The organism is Asanoa sp. WMMD1127, from assembly GCF_029626225.1.
Taxonomy (GTDB): Bacteria; Actinomycetota; Actinomycetes; order Mycobacteriales; family Micromonosporaceae; genus Asanoa.
This window is the reverse complement of sequence record NZ_JARUBP010000001.1, coordinates 4783859-4798259: the sequence shown is the minus strand read 5'-3', so window position 1 is coordinate 4798259 and position 14401 is coordinate 4783859. Positions and strand designations below refer to the sequence as shown.

14 protein-coding genes are annotated in these 14401 nt (G+C 73.1%); 7 read left to right on the top strand and 7 right to left on the bottom strand.

What is annotated here, in order from left to right; genetic code table 11:
- Positions 1–47 precede the first annotated feature (47 nt).
- Entirely contained in the window at positions 48–830 is a 783-nt protein-coding gene (locus tag O7635_RS22920; protein ID WP_278082512.1) for an SDR family oxidoreductase, read from the top strand.
- Here O7635_RS22920 and nadE read toward each other — a convergent pair.
- Together nadE and O7635_RS22910 are read right to left on the bottom strand one after the other, a co-directional pair.
- Complete coding sequence (gene nadE, locus O7635_RS22915) at positions 827–1669, bottom strand: ammonia-dependent NAD(+) synthetase (RefSeq protein ID WP_278082511.1); 843 nt, start codon at positions 1667–1669, stop codon at positions 827–829. The genes O7635_RS22920 and nadE overlap by 4 nt on opposite strands.
- Positions 1670–1715: 46 nt before the next feature.
- Positions 1716–2258: a TetR/AcrR family transcriptional regulator gene (locus tag O7635_RS22910; RefSeq protein ID WP_278082510.1), complete on the bottom strand. Its 543-nt coding sequence runs from the start codon at positions 2256–2258 to the stop codon at positions 1716–1718.
- Between the two features lie 65 nt (positions 2259–2323).
- On the opposite strand from O7635_RS22910, the gene O7635_RS22905 reads away from it, so the two are divergent.
- Positions 2324–3298: an alpha/beta hydrolase fold domain-containing protein gene (locus tag O7635_RS22905; RefSeq protein WP_278082509.1), complete on the top strand. Its 975-nt coding sequence runs from the start codon at positions 2324–2326 to the stop codon at positions 3296–3298.
- A 1-nt stretch (position 3299) separates the two neighbouring features.
- Here O7635_RS22905 and O7635_RS22900 read toward each other — a convergent pair whose 3' ends face one another.
- From O7635_RS22900 to O7635_RS22890, 3 genes are all read right to left on the bottom strand, one after another.
- Positions 3300–4517 (bottom strand): DUF6596 domain-containing protein, encoded by a 1218-nt coding sequence (locus O7635_RS22900; protein ID WP_278082508.1) that lies wholly within the window; start codon positions 4515–4517, stop codon positions 3300–3302.
- A complete protein-coding gene (locus O7635_RS22895; protein ID WP_278082507.1) occupies positions 4517–4846 on the bottom strand; it encodes a YciI family protein in 330 nt (109 codons plus the stop codon). Before O7635_RS22895 ends, O7635_RS22900 begins: the two co-directional genes overlap by 1 nt.
- 751 nt (positions 4847–5597) lie before the next feature.
- Entirely contained in the window at positions 5598–6737 is a 1140-nt protein-coding gene (locus O7635_RS22890) for an epoxide hydrolase family protein (protein ID WP_278082506.1), read from the bottom strand.
- Positions 6738–6782: 45 nt separating this feature from the next.
- Here O7635_RS22890 and O7635_RS22885 point away from each other — a divergent pair, with 45 nt between their 5' ends.
- From O7635_RS22885 to O7635_RS22870, 4 genes are read left to right on the top strand one after another with little or no spacing between them, the layout of a single operon-like run.
- A complete protein-coding gene (locus O7635_RS22885) occupies positions 6783–7391 on the top strand; it encodes a CatB-related O-acetyltransferase (protein ID WP_278085556.1) in 609 nt (202 codons plus the stop codon).
- A 47-nt stretch (positions 7392–7438) separates the two neighbouring features.
- A complete protein-coding gene (locus tag O7635_RS22880; protein ID WP_278082505.1) occupies positions 7439–8233 on the top strand; it encodes an SAM-dependent methyltransferase in 795 nt (264 codons plus the stop codon).
- Positions 8233–8754, top strand: coding sequence for a hypothetical protein (locus O7635_RS22875; protein ID WP_278082504.1), 522 nt, complete (start codon positions 8233–8235; stop codon positions 8752–8754). Before O7635_RS22880 ends, O7635_RS22875 begins: the two co-directional genes overlap by 1 nt.
- Positions 8755–8765: 11 nt before the next feature.
- Positions 8766–9485 (top strand): DinB family protein, encoded by a 720-nt coding sequence (locus tag O7635_RS22870; protein WP_278082503.1) that lies wholly within the window; start codon positions 8766–8768, stop codon positions 9483–9485.
- Here the strand turns inward: O7635_RS22870 and O7635_RS22865 are convergent.
- Positions 9446–10432: a helix-turn-helix domain-containing protein gene (locus O7635_RS22865; RefSeq protein WP_278082502.1), complete on the bottom strand. Its 987-nt coding sequence runs from the start codon at positions 10430–10432 to the stop codon at positions 9446–9448. The genes O7635_RS22870 and O7635_RS22865 overlap by 40 nt on opposite strands.
- A 363-nt stretch (positions 10433–10795) precedes the next feature.
- Between O7635_RS22865 and O7635_RS22860 the strand changes: the two genes are divergently transcribed.
- The gene (locus O7635_RS22860) at positions 10796–13699 is read left to right on the top strand and encodes an EAL domain-containing protein (RefSeq protein ID WP_278082501.1); all 2904 of its coding nucleotides are present in this window, start codon (positions 10796–10798) and stop codon (positions 13697–13699) included.
- A 160-nt stretch (positions 13700–13859) separates the two neighbouring features.
- Here O7635_RS22860 and O7635_RS22855 read toward each other — a convergent pair whose 3' ends face one another.
- Positions 13860–14279, bottom strand: a complete 420-nt coding sequence (locus tag O7635_RS22855) for a DUF6069 family protein (protein WP_278082500.1) — start codon at positions 14277–14279, stop codon at positions 13860–13862.
- Between the last annotated feature and the right edge of the window lie 122 nt (positions 14280–14401).

Below are 14401 nucleotides of genomic sequence, written 5' to 3'. Positions count from 1 at the left end.
GTACCACTTGGTTGTTTTTAACAACCAATCGTGGTTAGCATTCAGGAATGACTGGACTGCTGCAGGACAGGAACGCTGTGATCTACGGGGGCGGTGGCGCGGTCGGCGGCGCTGTCGCGCGGGTGTTCGCCCGTGAGGGGGCACGGGTCTTCATCGCCGGGCGCACGCAGGCCAAGCTCGACGCCGTGGCCCGGCACATCGAGGCCGCGGGCGGCATCGTGGAGACCGCGCAGGTGGACGTCTTCGACCAGGCGGCGGTCGAGAAGCACGCCGCCGCGGTCGGCCGCGTCGACATCGCCCTCAACGCCGCGAGCGTGATGCACGACCAGGGGACACTGCTCACTGACCTGACCCTCGACGAGTTCATGCGGCCGATCGACGGATTCATGCGGACGCTGTTCATCACCACCAAGGCGGTGACGGCACACATGGGCGCCAAGGGCGTCATCCTCGTGCTGTCGGAGCCCGGCGCCAAGCTGGCGGTGCCCGGCATCTCGGGGCACGCCGCGAGCGCGGCCGCCAAGGAGGCCTTCGCCCGCGTCCTGGCCGCCGAGCTGGCGCCGCGCGACATCCGGGTCATCGGCATCCGGCCACACGCCCTCGCCGACGGTCCCGCGGCCGGCTCCTACACCGGGGAGCTCTTCACGCGCATGGCCGGCGACCAGTCGGTCCAGCAGTTCCTCGAGGGCGGGCTGGCGCAGGGGACGTTGCTGAAGCGACTGCCCACATTGGACCAGCTCGCGGAGACCGCCGCGTTCCTGGCGTCGGATCGCGCGGGCGTCATGACCGGGACGATCGCCAACCTGTCAGCGGGGGCCTTGGTCGACTAGCGTCGCCACCAGTCGTCTAGCGGTGAGACGGGGACGGCGCGCTTGTGCCGCGAGGCGAGGTAGACCGCCTCGACCTTCGCCGCCAGCTCGGGCGGCACGTCGAGACCTTCGAGATAGTCGTCGATCTGGGCGTACGTCAGGCCGAGCGCCACCTCGTCGGGCAGCGCGGGCCGGTCGTCCTCCAGGTCGGCGGTCGGCACCTTCTGCCAGGCGCTCGGCGGCGCGCCCAGCTCCTGCAGCAACGCGGCGCCCTGGCGCTTGGTGAGGCCGGTCAGCGGGGTGAGGTCGACGCCGCCGTCGCCGTATTTGGTGAAGAAGCCCGTCACCGCCTCGGCCGCGTGGTCGGTGCCGACGACGAGCAGGTTGAGCTGGCCGGCGATCGCGTACTGGATGACCATGCGCTCGCGGGCCTTGATGTTGCCCCGCACGAAGTCGCGCAGCTTCGGCTCGCCGCCCAGCAGCTCACCCAGGCCGGACGCCGTCTCTGCGGCGACGGTGTCCGCGCCTGGCTTGACGTTGACGGCCACGGACCGGTCGGGCCGGATGAACCGCAGGGCGACCTGCGCGTCGTCCTCGTCGGCCTGCACGCCGTAGGGCAGCCGGACCGCCACGAACACGGCCTCGCGCCCCTCGGCCCGCAGCTCCTCGACCGCCACCTGGCACAACCGGCCGGCCAGCGTGCTGTCCTGGCCGCCGCTGACCCCGAGCACATAACCCGCGGCCGGCGTCGACCGCAGGTAGTCCTTGAGGAACTCGACCCGCTGCCGGATCTCGACCTTGGGCACGATGGTCGCCCTGACACCGAGCTCGGCCAGGATGCGCTGCCGGGTTTCCGCCACCGACACAGGGTACGGAGTGCCCGGCGGCTCCCGCACCTCGAGCCGGCTAACCAAGCGCGGGCAGGACCAGGTCGACCAGGGCGTCGACGTCGGCCTCGGCCATCGGCTCGCCGGTCATGCCCATGCGGTGCAGCAGGGTGCCCACGATGACGTCGATGAAGAACAGCACCCGCTGTTCCGGCTCGTCCAGCGCCTCCTGCAGCGCCACCCGGTAGGGGTCCTGGAACTGCGTCGACAGGATCTCGCGGAGCCCCGGGTCGTTGATCGCGTCCGTGAAGACGCCCGCGAAGGCCGCGCCGACGCCCGGTTCGCTGATCCTCGCCGCGGCCCAGCGGATGGCGTACGACATCAGCTCCTCCCGGGTCTGCCCCTGCACCGGCACCGGGCCGAACGCGTCCAGGAGGCAGGCGGCGATCAGCGCGCCCTTCGACGGCCAGCGGCGATAGATCGTCGTCTTGGCGACGCCGGCCGCGGCCGCGATCCGGTCGACCGTGGCGTGCGTGTAGCCCAGCTCGTCGATCGTGCGCAGCGTCGCCGCGAAGACCGTGTCGTCGACGCTCGACCGCGGGCGGCCCGGGGACTTCGGCATGGCCACACCCTACCAATTATGCTACCGTCGGTTTCGATACTGCCGGTATCGAAAAGGGAGGCGTCATGGGAACCCATCAACCACCACTGGGTGTGCGACTGCTCCAGGCCGTGCGCAAGGAGCCGGACTGGCTGACCATGCCGGCCGCGACGCTCGACGCGTTTCGCGAGGCCGAGAACCGCCGGCGCTCCTCCCCGCTGATGCGCGTCGTCACCGGCTTCCCGGACCGCGGCACCATGATCACCTGGCAGGACCTGCCGCTGCCCGACCGGGTGCTGCGGGTCCGGGTCTACCGGCCGTCCCCGGCCCGGGTCGGCGCCGACGCCCTGCCGCTGGTGCTGCACGTGCACGGCGGCGGTTTCGTCGGGACCGCGGCGCAGAGCGACTGGATCAACAGTCACCTGGCCGGGCGGCTGCCCGCGGTGGTGGTGTCGGTGGAGCACCGGCTCGTCGCGCCCGGGGTGCCGATGTCCGCCGCCGTCGACGACGGCTGGGACGCGCTGCGGCACGTGGTGGGAGACGCCGCGCGCTGGGGAGTCGACCCCTCCCGCGTGGCGCTCTTCGGCGAGAGCGCCGGCGGGGCGGTCGCCGCCGTGAGCGCCATCCGGGCACGCGAGTCCGATCTGGACGTCGCGGCCCAGGTGCTGGTCAACCCCTGCGTCGATCTCACCGCCACGGCGCTCGACTACCCGTCGATGGCCGCGCACGGCGACAGCCCCACGCTGACCCTGGCGCAGCTGACGCTGCTCCGCCGGTTGGCCGTGCCCGACGGCGCCGACGCGGGCGCGGTGTCGCCACTGCACGCCGACGACCTGGGCCGGCTCGCCCCGGCGCTGGTGGTCGTGCCGACCCTCGACCCGTTGGCCGACCAGGGACGGGCGTACGCGCGGGCGCTGCGGGCGGCCGGCACGTCGGCGACGCTTCACGTGCACCCCGGCGCGGGGCACGCGTTCCTGAGCATGCCCGGCATGGTGCCCGCGCAGGCCAAGGCGGCGCGGGCCCAGATCGCCGCGTTCCTCGGCCGCCACCTGGCGGGGTGACTCAGCGACCGAGCTGGTCGCGGCGCCGGGTGAGATAGGCCGTCTCCGCGCTGTTGCCGGCCAGCGCGATCGCCCGGTCGTAGGCCGCCCGCGAGTCGGCGCTGCGGCCCAGCCGGCGCAGCAGGTCGGCCCGGGTCGCGTGGAAGGCGTGGTAGCCGTCCAGCGGCAGCGCGTCCACCTCGGCCAGGCCGACCTGCGGCCCGTCGATCTCGGCGACCGCGATGGCCCGGTTGAGCCGCACGATCGGCGACGGGTCGACGCGGACCAGCTGGTCGTAGAGCGCGACGACCTGCGACCAGTCGGTGGCCCGGGCGTCGTGGGCGTCGGTGTGCACGGCGTTGATCGCGGCGAGGATCTGGTAGCGCCCGGGCGCCTCCCCCGACACCAGCCGCGCGCGGACCAGAGCGTGGCCCTCGGCGATCAGCTCCCGGTCCCAGGCGCCGCGGTCCTGCTCGTCGATGGTGACGAGCTCACCGCCGGCCGACAGCCGCGCGGGACGGCGCGCCTCGGTCAGCAGCATCAGCGCCAGCAGGCCGGCGACCTCGCCGGACGTCGGGAGCAGGTCGCGGACCAGCCGGGTCAGCCGGATCGCCTCGGCGGTCAGGTCGCCGCGGATCGCCTCCCGCTCGGGGTCGGAGGCCAGATAGCCCTCGTTGAAGATCAGGTAGAGGACGGCGAGCACGCCGCTGAGCCGGGCCGGCAGGTCGGCCCGGGCCGGCACGCGATAGGGGATCCGCGCCGCCTTGATCTTCTCCTTGGCCCGCGTGATCCGCCGGCTCATCGCGGCCTCCTGCACGAGGAACGCCCGCGCGATCTCGGCCACGGTGAGCCCGCCGACCAGCCGCAACGTGAGCGCGACCCGCGCCTCCATGGCCAGCGCGGGATGGCAGCAGGTGAAGACCAGGCGGAGCCGGTCGTCGTCGATGACGCCGAGCGGCTCCGGGGTGTCGGCCAGCATCAGCGCCTCCTTCTGCTTCTCCTCGCGCTTGACCTCACGGCGGAGCCGGTCGATGGCCTTGCGATTGGCGGTGGTGGTCAGCCACGCGCCTGGGTTCGGCGGCACGCCGTCGACCGGCCAGCGCTCGACCGCCGTCGCGAACGCCTCGGCGGCCATCTCCTCGGCGACGTCGAGGTCACCGAAGCGCCGGGCCAGCGTCGCGACCACCCGGCACCACTCCGCCCGGTGGACCGCCGTGATCTCCTCGTGGACGTCGGTCATCAGCCCAGGAACGGCCGCAGCTCGACCCGCCGGTTGCAGGCTTTCGACCCCTCGGCGGCGAGCCGGCGCGCCGTGTCGAGGTCGGGCGCCTCGATGATCCAGAAGCCGCCGACGTATTCCTTGGACTCCAGGTAGGGCCCGTCCGTGAACACCGGCTCCTCGGGGCGGCCGTCGACGACCGCGCACGTGCTCGGCGCGCCGAGGCCACCGCCGAAGACCCAGTTGCCGTCGGCCCGGAGCCGCTCGTTGTAGGCGTCGATCGCGGCCATCTCCTCGTCGGTGGCCGACGGGGTGCGGTTGTCGAGCACGGACATCAGGTACTGCGCCATCGTGATCATCTCTCCTGTCGTCGCTTCGACCCTGCTACGAACGCCGCCGCCCCGATCCGACAGGGTCTTCCCCACCATTTTCGAGCACGCCGAGGGCTATCCCTCGACCACACCCCTGTTCCTCGTCGCCGGCCACTGCACCGACGGCGCGGTCCGGGCGCGCGTGTGGCTGTCGGAGGACGTCCAGAGCAACACCGCGTACCCGAACAGCGGGACCACGTCGTACGACGGCACGCCGTACACGTACCCCGGCTACTGCGACTCGCCGTGTGGCAACGGCCTGCCCAACTTCGCGCACTTCGACGTCGGCCTGATCGTGCTCTCCGAGCCGGTCCCGACGTCGGTGGTGAGCCGCTACGGCCAGCTGCCGTCGGTCGACCTGGTCGACACGCTCGCCAACGGCACCGGCGTCGCCATCGTCGGCTACGGGGTGCAGGTCAACCAGCGCGGCGGCGGCAAGCCGGTGTGGACGGGCCCGCGGGTCCGCCTCTACGCGCCGAGCGAGGTCTTCGGCGGACAGCAGAAGACCGGCGACGAGTTCCCCAAGCTCCGCGCCAACCCGGGCGGCGGCAGCGGCGGCACCTGCTTCGGCGACTCGGGCGGCCCGATCCTGCTCGGTGACACCGTCCTGGCCGTCAACGTACGCGGCCCGCGTCGACCTCGCGCCGGTGCTCGCCTGGATCAACTCGTTCCTCGACTGACAGAGCTGTCCGGCCGCCCACCCCACGTGGGCGGCCGGAACGCTCGGTCGTCAGGTTCGGTAGGGGCGGAAGAACGCGCGCAGTTCCTCGGCGTACGCCTCGGGTTGTTCGATCGGGGCGAAGTGGCCGCCGCGCGGGTGTTCGGTGACGCGGACCGTGTTGGCGATGCGGTCGAGCCACGCCCGCGGTGCGCGCACGAGATCGGCGGGGAACAGCGAGAAGCCCGACGGGGTCTCGACCCGGCGCGCGTGCTGGGCCGGCGGGATGGCGCCGTTCGCGTGGTACATGCGCATGGCCGAGCCGATCGTGCCGGTGAGCCAGTAGACGGTGATGTTGGTGAGGATCTCGTCGCGGGTGAAGGCGCGTTCGACGTCGCCGCCGCAGTCGCTCCAGGCGCGCAGCTTCTCCACGATCCAGGCGGCCAGGCCGGCCGGTGAGTCGGTGAGCCCGACGGCGGCCGTCTGCGGTCGGGTGCGGTGCATCGCGGCGTACGCGCCCTCGGTCGCCCCCCAACCCGCGGCGGTGTCCAGGAACGCCCGCTCCTCCGGCGCGAGGTCGGCACGGTCGCCGGTGTAGACGGGCAGGCCCGCGTCCATCCGGTGCACGGCGACCACCCGGGCGGGATGGTCGAGGGCGAGGTAGCGGCTCACCCCGCTGCCGATGTCGCCCCCGGCCGCGGCGAACCGGTCGTAGCCCAGGCCGCTCATCAGCTCCGCCCACAGGCCGGCGACCGCGACGGTGTCCAGGGGCGGGCCGACGGGGCGGTCGGAGTAGCCGTAGCCGGGCATGTCCGGCACGACGACGTCGAAGGCGTCGGCGGGGTCGCCGCCGTGGGCGCCCGGGTCGGTCAGCAGCGGGATGACCTTGGTGTAGCGCCAGAACGAGTCGGGCCAACCGTGGCTGAGGATCAGCGGCAGCGCCGGCCCGCCGCGCGCGCGGGCGTGGACCACGTGGATGCGGTGCCCGCCGACCGTGGTCCGGAAGCGCGGCAGGCGGTTGAGCGCCGCCTCCTGCGCCGGCCAGTCGAAGCCGTCGGCCCAGTACGCGACGAGCTCACGCAGGTAGGCCACGTCGGCGCCCATCGACCAGCCCGCGTCCTCGGGCGCGTCGGGCCACCGCGTCGCGCGCAGCCGGGCCCGCAGGTCGTCGAGGACGGCGGGGTCCGCGTGCGGGGAAAATGACTGGAGCATGATCTATACGGTAGGACGATGGCCGACCCGAACGTTCTGCATCCCATGCCCGGCCAGCCGCGGGTGGTGTTGCTCAAGCCGCTGGTGACGTCGCCGCTGATCGAAGTGGGCGACTTCTCCTACTACGACGACCCGGACGATCCGACCGCCTTCGAGACCCGGAACGTGCTCTACCACTACGGGCCCGAGCGGCTGGTCATCGGCAGGTTCTGCGCGATCGGCGAGGGCGTGCGGTTCATCATGAACGGCGCCAACCACCGCATGGACGGCCCGTCCACGTTCCCTTTCCCGATCATGGGTGGCGCCTGGGCGGAGCACTTCGACCTGATCACCGGGCTGCCCGGCCGGGGTGACACGGTGGTCGGCAACGACGTCTGGCTCGGCTATCACGCGACGGTGATGCCCGGCGTGCGCATCGGCCACGGCGCGATCGTCGCCTCCGGCGCGGTGGTCGTCGACGACGTCCCCGACTACGGCATCGTGGGTGGCAACCCCGCCAAGCTCATCCGCCTGCGGTACGACGCCGACGAGATCGCCCGCCTGCTCGCGGTCGCCTGGTGGGACTGGCCGGCGGAGCACATCACCGCCCACGTGCGCACGATCATGTCCGGCACGGTCGACGACCTGGAGGCCGCAGCGCCAACGCGGGGATGACACCGCACCCGTACGATCGAGCTCTGCCTCGCCATAGGAGATCGTGGATGACAACCTCCGAGTCCGAGCTCGCGGCCCAGTTGCGGACCGACATCCCGCACGCGGCCCGCATCTGGAACTACTGGATGGGCGGCACCGACAACTATCCGGCGGACCGGGCGGCCGGCGACGCCGTGGCCGGGGTCTACCCGGAGATCCGGCTGATGGCCCGCCACTCGCGGCGGTTCCTGGACCGGGCCGTGCGGTTCCTGGCCACCGAGCGCGGGATCCGGCAGTTCCTCGACATCGGCACCGGCCTGCCCACCATGCAGAACACGCACCAGATCGCGCAGGAGATCGCCCCCGAGACGCGGATCGTCTACGTCGACAAGGATCCGCTCGTGCTCGTGCACGCCAAGGCGTTGCTGGGTGACGCCGGCTCCGACGGGCGGGTCACCTACCTGCAGGCGGACTACTACGAGCCCGAGACGATCCTCGCCGAGGCCGCGAAGACGCTCGACTTCACGCAGCCGATCGCCGTGATGTTCATGGGCGTGATGGGCTACGAGCCGGACCTCGCGGTCGTACGGTCCATCGTGGACACCGTCGTCGCGGCGACCGCGTCCGGGAGCTACCTGGTGTTCTGGGACAGCACCGACAGCACCCCGACCGCGGTCGAGGGGGCGCAACGACTGGTCGAGAGCGGCGGCGCCGAATACCACCTGCGCAGCCGCGACGAGCTGGCCTCGGTCTTCACCGGGCTGGAGCTGGTCGAGCCGGGGCTCGCGCAGATCACCGCCTGGCACGCCGACGGCGACACCGAGCAGACCGACGCGTACGGCGCCGTCGCGCGCAAACCCTGATGGATCGCAATATCGTCCGGGCGCTGCTGTCCGTCTGGGATCGGCCGGCGTTCCGGGACGGCCTGCAGCACCTCATCGACCTCGACGAGGTGACGGCCCTGCTCGCTGCGCTGGCCGTCGACGACCGGGCCGACGAGGTCGACCAGCGGGTGCGCGGCCTGCTGCGCTCGGCCCTGGACACCGCCGAGATCCGGCGGGCGGTGCTGCTGCTGGTCGACACCGACGACGTCCGCCAGGACGTGCTGCCCATCATCACGGACGCGCTCGCCGACCGTCCGGAGCTGGCCCGCGCGATCGCGTCCGCTCTGGACGACCCGGCCGTGCGGGCCGAGCTCGCCGCGGCCCTCGAGTCCGAGCCGTTGCGCGCTACCGTGTGGCGGGCGGTGGACGACCAGTACCGCGACCGCCGCCTGCGGATGATCGGCGACGTGGTCGCCCTGCTCGCCCGCCACCGGCCCGCCCGCCGCCTGGTGTGGCTGCTGAAGCGGCACGGGCTGCTGCGCGCCCTCCGCCACCGATGAAGGAGGAAGCCATGACCAAGGAGTTCGTCGACACCGACCTGAGCGGCGCCCGGTTCGTCGGCGCCGACCTGTCCGGCGTCGTGATGCGCGGGGTCGAGATCCGCGGCGCCGAGATCGACGCGCCGTGGCTCTCCAACGGCGAGACGTTCCTGCGCGTCAACGGTGTCGACGTGATCCCCCTCGTCGAGGCGGAGCTCAACCGCCGCTTCCCCGGCCGGGCCGACCGGCGCGCCACGGACCCCGACGGCCTGCGCGCCGCCTGGGCGGCGCTCGAGCGCGCGTGGGCGACCACAATGGACCGGGCCGCGGCGATGCCGGCCGGCTCGGTGGACGTGTCCGTCGACGGCGAGTGGTCGTTCGCACAGACGCTGCGGCATCTCGTGCTCGCCACCGACACCTGGCTGCGCCGCGGGATCCTGGAGGTCGAGCAACCCTTCCACCCCGTCGGCCTGGCCGGCCCCCACGCCGCGGAGGACGGGCTCGACATGTCGGTCTTCACGACCACCACTCCGTCGTACGCCGAGGTGGTCGACGCCCGCGCGGGGCGGGTGGCGATGGTCCGCGACTTCCTCGCCACCGTCACGCCGGACGACCTGGCCGCGAAGCGCCGGAACCCCTGGGCCCCGGACGAGCCGGAGACCACGCTCTCCTGCCTGCACGTGATCCTGGAGGAGGAGTGGGAGCACCTCCGCTACGCCCAGCGTGACCTCGACGCGGTCGCGGCCGGCTGACCCGTCACCCGCCGGAACTCCGCCGGCGGCAGCCCGTGCTCGGCGCGGAAGACCCGGTTGAAATAGGCCGGGTCGGGATAGCCCCACCGGTGGGCGATCGCGCTGACCGGCGTGGCCGCGAGGGCCGGGTCGAGGAGGTCCCGCCGGCAGTGTTCGAGGCGGCGCGACCGGATCAGCGCCGCCACCGTCGTGCCCTGGTCCTCGAAGAGCTTGTGCAGGTAGCGCGGCGAGATGTGGTGCCGGGCGCAGATCGCCGCCGGACCCAGGGTCGGGCACGACAGGTTCTCCTCGATGTAGGCGCGGATCGCGACCACCAGCGCCCGGCGCCGCGACTCGGAGGGCGCGGCCGGCGGCCGGTCGACCCGGCCCGCGAGCGTCGCCCCGATCAGGTCGAGCAGCACCGCGCCGAGCCGGGCGCCGGTCGGGCCCTCGTAGGCGTCGAGGTTGTCGGTCATCTCCCGGACGACGCTGCTCACCAGCGCGGCGCCGGGCTGCGTCCGGTCGAAGGTGGTCCCGGCCAGGTCGCCGATGTCCCGGTCGCGCAGCGGCAGCGCCGAGCGGGGGAACATCACGACGGTCAGCTCGCACCGGCGGGCCGCGACGCGGTGCGGCCGCGACAGGTCGACGAAGGTGAACGAGCCGGCGCCCGGGACGGCCTGCCGGTCGGACTGCTCCAGCGCGAACCGCCCGGCGAGCGAAACGTCGATCTTGCACAGCTCCGGGTCCGACCGGCGCAGCTCCCGGACCGCCCGGGACGCCGCACCCCGGGTCCAGGCCAGCGTCAGGATCCGCAGGGCGCCGACCTCGGCCGTGCGCACCTCGTCGCGCGGGCCCAGCACCATCCCGACCGGGTCTCCATAGGGGACGATCGACCGGCAGACGAGATCGACGAACGAGTCCGTTCGTTCGGACGGTGCCAGGCCGGCCGCGCGCCACACCGACGCCATGGAGGTTGCGTACCACTAGGACACGGCGCGTGTCACCGGTGTGGTCCGGTCAACGACAGCCGCGCCGGGTGTCGGCATGAAGAAGACGTGCCGGCGCACGCACTGGACCTTCGCGTGTTCCACCGGGCCGGCCGTCGACGGCACCGCGACCCGGTCGAGGACCTCAGCCGGGACACCACAACCCGGCTCCGGACAGGACACCACCGTCAGCATGCGGGCCTCCAGACATCGACGCCGAGCCCAGTGTCGGCGCCGCCGGCGCGGGCGTCGTTGGGGCACCGTGCTCGATGCTTGGACCTGGGCGCACACTCCCCGACCGTGCTAGCCTGAACACGGACAATTGCGGACGTTTTGGTCTGTGGGGTGCCGTTGCTGACTCTTGGCGTGGCCCGGTTGTCGTACCTCGTGGCCATCATCCTGGTCGCCCCTGTGCTCTATCTCTTCGCCGAGACGCGGGTGGCCGGTGTGCTGCTCGCAGGCGTTTCCAGCGTCCTGGTCGTCATCGTCCGGATCACGCGCGCGCCGCCGCGGGCCAGGTCCGGCTGGATACTGATCGCCGTCGCGGCGACGCTGATGACGGTCGGTGACGCGATCTTCGGCGTCGCCACCACCGGCACCGTCGAGGCGGCCGACTTCCCGGGCCGGACCGACCTGTTCTTCCTGCTCGCCTACTTCCCGCTCGCCATCGGCGTGCTGCGCCTCGCCGGGCCACCGGCCTACCGCTCCGCGCCGACGATCATCGACGTCTGCCTGCTCAGCCTGGCCGGCTCCCTGCTCATCTGGATCACGGTGCTGCGGCCGGCCCTGACCAGCGAGGCCGAGAGCACGTTCTCGGTCTCGGTGGCGATCGCCTCGTGCGTCGGCTACGTCGCCGTGCTGGCCGCCGCGATAGGCGCGCTGGCGTCCGCGCGGGGTCGGCTGCCGGTGCTCGTCATCGCCATCGGAGTCGCCTCGTTCCTCGTCGCCAATCTGGTGTTCATCCGGGCTCGGGTGCTCGACTCGTGGGGCGCCTCGGTGGCCGCGGGGTTCCTGCTCCTGGCCGGCGTCGTCGCGGCCGGCGTCGCCGCCCTGCTCCCCGAACCTGAGCCGGTCCAGGTCACCCGGGCCCGGCGCACGCTGCGCCCCGCCAGCCTCGTCACGATCGCCGCCGCGCTGCTGGTCGCCCCGACGGTGCTGCTCGTGGAGGCCACCACGGGATCGGTGAACACCGCGACCGCGATCGCGGCGATCGCCATCATCGAGGCGGTGCTCGTGCTCACCCGGCTGTCCATCGCCGTCGCCGAAAGCCGGCGCAGAGCCGCGCGGATCGCCGTCGCCCGGTCGGGGCTGCGCCGCCTCGCGTTCGCCGCCACCGAGGAGCAGATCCTCGACGCGCTGCGCGACGCGCTGGACGGGATGCTGCCGCCCGGGACCCGGTCCGGCATCCACCTGTCCCCCACGGACCAGCCCGGCGTCGAACGTCAACTGCACGTGCTCAGCGACAAGCAGGGCGAGCTCGTCTACCCGCTCGACACGGGCTCGACCGAGCCGGGAACGGCGCCGCGCCGCATCGCCTACGTGACGGCGCCCCCGAAGGACCTCGACGACATCTACGCGTCGATGGTCTCGTTGCTCGACCAGGCGGGCGCGAGCCTCGCCCGCATCGACCTCGCCAACCGCCTCAACGAGAAGGACCGCGAGCAGTTCTTCCAGCGGATCGTCGCGTCGAGCGAGGAGGTCATCCTGATCAGCCGCGACGACCGGATCGTCTACGTGAGCCCGTCGGCGACCCGGATGTTCGGGCGTGACGTGCGCGGGGACCGGTTCGACGACCTCGTGCGGACGCCGACCGGCAGCCGCCGCGACTGGGCCGACACCGGGGACGGCGACGAGGCCGTGGTCGAGCGGCCCGACGGGACCCGGGCGACGGCGCTGGTCCACCGGCGCGACCTCACCCACGACCAGACCATCCGCGGCGTCATCACCACGCTGCGGGACGTCACGGCGGAACGGGAGCTGCGCCGGGATCTGGAATACCGGGCCACCCACGACCCGCTCACCGGGCTCGCCAACGCGGCGCTGTTCCGGGAGTCGCTGCGGGCGGCCGGGGCCCGCGCCGTGCTCATCATCGACATCGACGACTTCAAGCTCGTCAACGACACGTACGGCCATCAGGTCGGCGACGAGCTGCTGACCGTCGTGGCCGCGCGGATCGCGGCGGGGATCCGGGACATCGACCTGGCCGCCCGGATCGGTGGCGACGAGTTCGCGGTGCTGCTGCGGGACGTCGACGCCGCGGGGGCCGCGGGCATCACGCGGCGGATCTCCGACACGCTGGGCCGCCCCGCCGCCCTGGCCGACGCCATGGTCAGCACCCAGGCCAGCATCGGGCTGGCGATCGCGTCGGCCGGTGCCGACGCCGACACCCTGCTGCGCGACGCGGACACCGCGTTGTACGCGGCCAAGGCGGCCGGCAAGGGCCGCTGGCGGCAGTTCGCGCCCGGCATGCCCACCCCGAGCCGGCAGCGCCCCGGCATCCAGGGCCGGCTGGCCACGGCCCTCGCGGCCCGCCGGCTGAGCCTCCACTACGAACCGATCGTCGCCACCTCCTCGGCCACCGTGGCCGGCTTCGAAGGGTTGCCCCGCCTCGACGACGGCGGTGAGCCGATGTCGGCGGCCGAGATCGCGCGGGCGGCCGAGGCCAGCGGGCTCACGGTGGAGCTGGGCGACTGGGTGCTGGCCCGCGCGCTGGCCGACCTGCACCGGCTGGACGCTCCCAACGGCCGCCGGCCGTTCGTCACCGTCAACGTCGCGGCCCTTCACCTGCGGCTGCCCGACTTCGCGGACCGCGTCCAGGACGCCATCGACCGGTCCGGGGCCGACCCGCGCCGGCTCGTCCTCGAGATCACGGAGGCCGAGCTCGGCGAGGACGCCGACCGCGCGTGGAACCAGCTCGGCGCCCTGCGGGACACCGGCGTGCGGGTGGCGATCGACGACTACGGCACCGGCAGCGCGTCGCTCAGCCACCTGCGCCAGCCCGTGATCGACGTCATCAAGCTCGACGCGTCGTTCATCGCCGACACGGCATCGCCGCGCTCCCGCCGGCTGGTGCAGGCGGTCACCGACCTGGCCGCCGCGCTGAGCCTCGAGCCGGTGGCCCAAGGCGTACGGGACGACGCGGCCCGGGCGATGCTGGCCGAGCTCGGCTGCACGTACGCCCAGGGCCCGTTGTTCAGCGCCCCGCTGCCGGTCGAGACGGCCGCCCACTGGTCCTTCACCGACGGCTAGGGTCTGTCGTGCCGATCAACGTGAGCCGAGACGGAGTCCAGGTGTCGTCTGGTGGTGGCCCGGAATTGGCCGGATACCGGTGTTGTATCCGGGTGATTCCGGGGCGCCGCCAGGCGGCGGCTGGGCCCGGCGCAGGCCGCGTTGATCGGCAGGACAGACCCTAGGCCCTTGGCGCCGCGGTGCGGGCGAGGGCCGGGACCAGGCCGGCGCCGGCGACCAGGTGCATGGCGGCCAGGGTCGCTCCCGCGGCGGCCGAGGCGGCCCCGAGCGGGCCGAGCAGCGATACGGCCAGGACGGCGCAGGCGATCCACGTCCAGACGAGCCCCGGGCGGCGGGTGCGGCGTTGCAGGAGGCCCAGGAGGGTCCAGCCCAGCAGGCCGGCGAGCATCGTGGTCACCGCCACGGCGGCCGGCGAGATCTCGGTGGTGCCGTCGCCGCTGCGGACGGCGAGGTCGACGCCGAGCACCGGCACGGCGACCGCCCAGACGACGAGGTTGGCGGCGACCGTGCCGAAGACGGCGACGACGCGGGTGCGGCGCGTGGCGCGCCAGTCGGTGCGGGGGCGGGCGATGGTCGACATGGAGTGCTCCTTCCGAGCGGATCGGTCGGTGACCACCCTCCGCCGGCGCGGGGTCGGCCCACATCGGGCCACGGACCGGACCGTGGCTCGGTCGCGCGACCGGTGCGCCGCGGCCCGGGGGT

Excerpts from the sequence above, each read along its gene's own strand:
- O7635_RS22920 (WP_278082512.1), top strand. The coding sequence starts at position 48 with ATGACTGGACTGCTGCAGGACAGGAACGCTGTGATCTACGGGGGCGGT.
- O7635_RS22910 (WP_278082510.1), bottom strand. The coding sequence starts at position 2,258 with ATGCCGAAGTCCCCGGGCCGCCCGCGGTCGAGCGTCGACGACACGGTC.
- O7635_RS22905 (WP_278082509.1), top strand. The coding sequence starts at position 2,324 with ATGGGAACCCATCAACCACCACTGGGTGTGCGACTGCTCCAGGCCGTG.
- O7635_RS22900 (WP_278082508.1), bottom strand. The coding sequence starts at position 4,517 with ATGACCGACGTCCACGAGGAGATCACGGCGGTCCACCGGGCGGAGTGG.
- O7635_RS22895 (WP_278082507.1), bottom strand. The coding sequence starts at position 4,846 with ATGGCGCAGTACCTGATGTCCGTGCTCGACAACCGCACCCCGTCGGCC.
- O7635_RS22890 (WP_278082506.1), bottom strand. The coding sequence starts at position 6,737 with ATGCTCCAGTCATTTTCCCCGCACGCGGACCCCGCCGTCCTCGACGAC.
- O7635_RS22885 (WP_278085556.1), top strand. The coding sequence starts at position 6,783 with ATGCCCGGCCAGCCGCGGGTGGTGTTGCTCAAGCCGCTGGTGACGTCG.
- O7635_RS22880 (WP_278082505.1), top strand. The coding sequence starts at position 7,439 with ATGACAACCTCCGAGTCCGAGCTCGCGGCCCAGTTGCGGACCGACATC.
- O7635_RS22875 (WP_278082504.1), top strand. The coding sequence starts at position 8,233 with ATGGATCGCAATATCGTCCGGGCGCTGCTGTCCGTCTGGGATCGGCCG.
- O7635_RS22870 (WP_278082503.1), top strand. The coding sequence starts at position 8,766 with ATGACCAAGGAGTTCGTCGACACCGACCTGAGCGGCGCCCGGTTCGTC.
- O7635_RS22865 (WP_278082502.1), bottom strand. The coding sequence starts at position 10,432 with ATGGCGTCGGTGTGGCGCGCGGCCGGCCTGGCACCGTCCGAACGAACG.
- O7635_RS22855 (WP_278082500.1), bottom strand. The coding sequence starts at position 14,279 with ATGTCGACCATCGCCCGCCCCCGCACCGACTGGCGCGCCACGCGCCGC.